The sequence below is a fragment of the Ruminococcus callidus ATCC 27760 genome, assembly GCF_000468015.1.
Taxonomy (GTDB): domain Bacteria; phylum Bacillota; class Clostridia; order Oscillospirales; family Ruminococcaceae; genus Ruminococcus_C; species Ruminococcus_C callidus.
In genome coordinates this window covers 5,149-7,043 of the sequence record NZ_KI260324.1, presented here as the reverse complement: position 1 = coordinate 7,043, position 1,895 = coordinate 5,149, and the positions used below count along the sequence as shown (strand labels likewise).

Below are 1,895 nucleotides of genomic sequence, written 5' to 3'. Positions count from 1 at the left end.
GTCGCACAATCTTTGTGCGGTATTGCCCAAGGGCTTTTTTTGCTGGGAAATACAGCAGAGGGCATTTCCCCGATACACAACAAACACACCGCATGTGTTTTCCGAAAAAACGGAAACCATGCGGTGTGTGTTATCTTTACGCTTTTGCTTCTGCAATCATATGCAGGAAATAGTCATGCACGCGGGTGTCTGCCGTCAGTTCGGGGTGGAACGCTGTGACCAACTGGTTTCCCTCTCTGGCGGCAACGATCTTGCCCTCTACCTCTGCCAGAACCTCTGTCGTGCCGGAAACTGCGGTGATGTACGGGGCACGGATAAAGACCATGGGAACTTCTCCCACGCCCTTCATTTCTGCCGTCACTGCGAAACTGCCCAGCTGTCTGCCGTAGGCGTTCCGCCGAGCCGCAATGTCCATTGTCCCCAGCTGCACCTTGCCGCCCTCTGCTTCTTTTGCCAGCAGAATCAGACCGGCACAGGTGCCGAATACCGGCAGACCGTTCTCGATGCGGCTGCGAACTTCGTCATAACAGTCCAGTTCTTTCAGCAGCTTTCCCATGACGGTGCTTTCCCCGCCGGGAATGATCAACCCGTCCATCGGCTGTTCCAAGTCCCGCTTCTGCCGGATCTCAAAGCTTTCTGCTCCCAGTTTCTCCAGAATCATGCGGTGCTCTGCAAATGCACCCTGCAGTGCCAGAATTCCGATTCGCATTACTTACCACGCTCCGCCATCAGCAGGGAGATCTCCTGCTCGTTAATGCCGACCATTGCTTCGCCCAGATCGGTGGACAGTTCTGCCAGCATCTTTGCGTCCTGATAGTTGGTGACAGCCTTGACAATCGCTGCGGCACGCTTTGCCGGATCGCCGGACTTAAAGATACCCGAACCAACGAATACGCCCTCTGCACCCAGCTGCATCATCAGAGCCGCATCTGCCGGAGTAGCCACGCCGCCTGCTGCAAAGTTTACTACCGGCAGCTTGCCGTTGTCGTGGACGAACTGCACCAGATCATACGGCACACGCAGTTCCTTGGCAGCGTCGAACAGTTCATCTTCTGCCATAGACTGAAGACGACGGATCTCTGCCTGCATCATACGCATATGGCGGACAGCCTGAACCACGTCACCGGTACCCGGTTCACCCTTGGTACGGATCATGGAAGCACCCTCGTTGATACGACGCAAAGCCTCGCCCAGATCCTTTGCACCGCAGACAAACGGCACATCGAACTTGGTCTTGTCGATGTGGTACTTGTCATCTGCCGGAGAGAGCACTTCGCTCTCGTCGATATAGTCGATCTCGATCGCCTGCAGGATCTGTGCTTCTGCGAAATGACCGATACGGCACTTTGCCATAACCGGAATGCTGACAGCTTCCTGAATGCCGCGGATCATTTTCGGATCACTCATACGGGACACGCCGCCGGCTGCACGAATGTCTGCCGGAATGCGTTCCAGAGCCATAACGGCACAGGCACCGGCTGCTTCGGCAATCTTTGCCTGTTCCGGTGTGGTAACGTCCATAATGACACCGCCCTTGAGCATCTGTGCCAGATTTTTATTCAGTTCATAACGACTTCCCATGATAATTCCTCCAGAATAGTAGTTTGCTCCGGCTGGTACCGGAGAGATTATCTTCACTATACCACAATTCTGGCATTGCTGCAATTGCCAGTTTTTCATTTTTTTTGCATACCAGATGAGGAGATGTTTCGGTTTCCATGACACAGCTCACCCATGGCAACACCGCACAAAGCCGTCAGGCGGGCTTTGTGCGGTGTTGTCACATGAAAACAAAAACAGCCGTTCCAGGTGAAACCTAGAACGACTATCTTTTACAGAGCCTACAGTTTGTTCTGAACACTCAAGGCAATACCGCACAAAGATTGTGCGACAGA

General features: G+C 53.6%; 2 protein-coding genes. Both read right to left on the bottom strand.

The features are described from left to right. Nucleotides 1–136: 136 nt before the first annotated feature. The gene (gene pdxT / locus RUMCAL_RS02845; RefSeq protein ID WP_021680984.1) at nucleotides 137–709 is read right to left on the bottom strand and encodes a pyridoxal 5'-phosphate synthase glutaminase subunit PdxT; all 573 of its coding nucleotides are present in this window, start codon (nucleotides 707–709) and stop codon (nucleotides 137–139) included. Then, nucleotides 709–1,581 carry a pyridoxal 5'-phosphate synthase lyase subunit PdxS gene (gene pdxS, locus RUMCAL_RS02840; RefSeq protein WP_040646707.1) on the bottom strand — a complete coding sequence of 291 codons (873 nt, stop codon included), beginning with the start codon at nucleotides 1,579–1,581 and terminating at the stop codon, nucleotides 709–711. The genes pdxT and pdxS overlap by 1 nt, the downstream gene beginning before the upstream one ends. Between the last annotated feature and the right edge of the window lie 314 nt (nucleotides 1,582–1,895).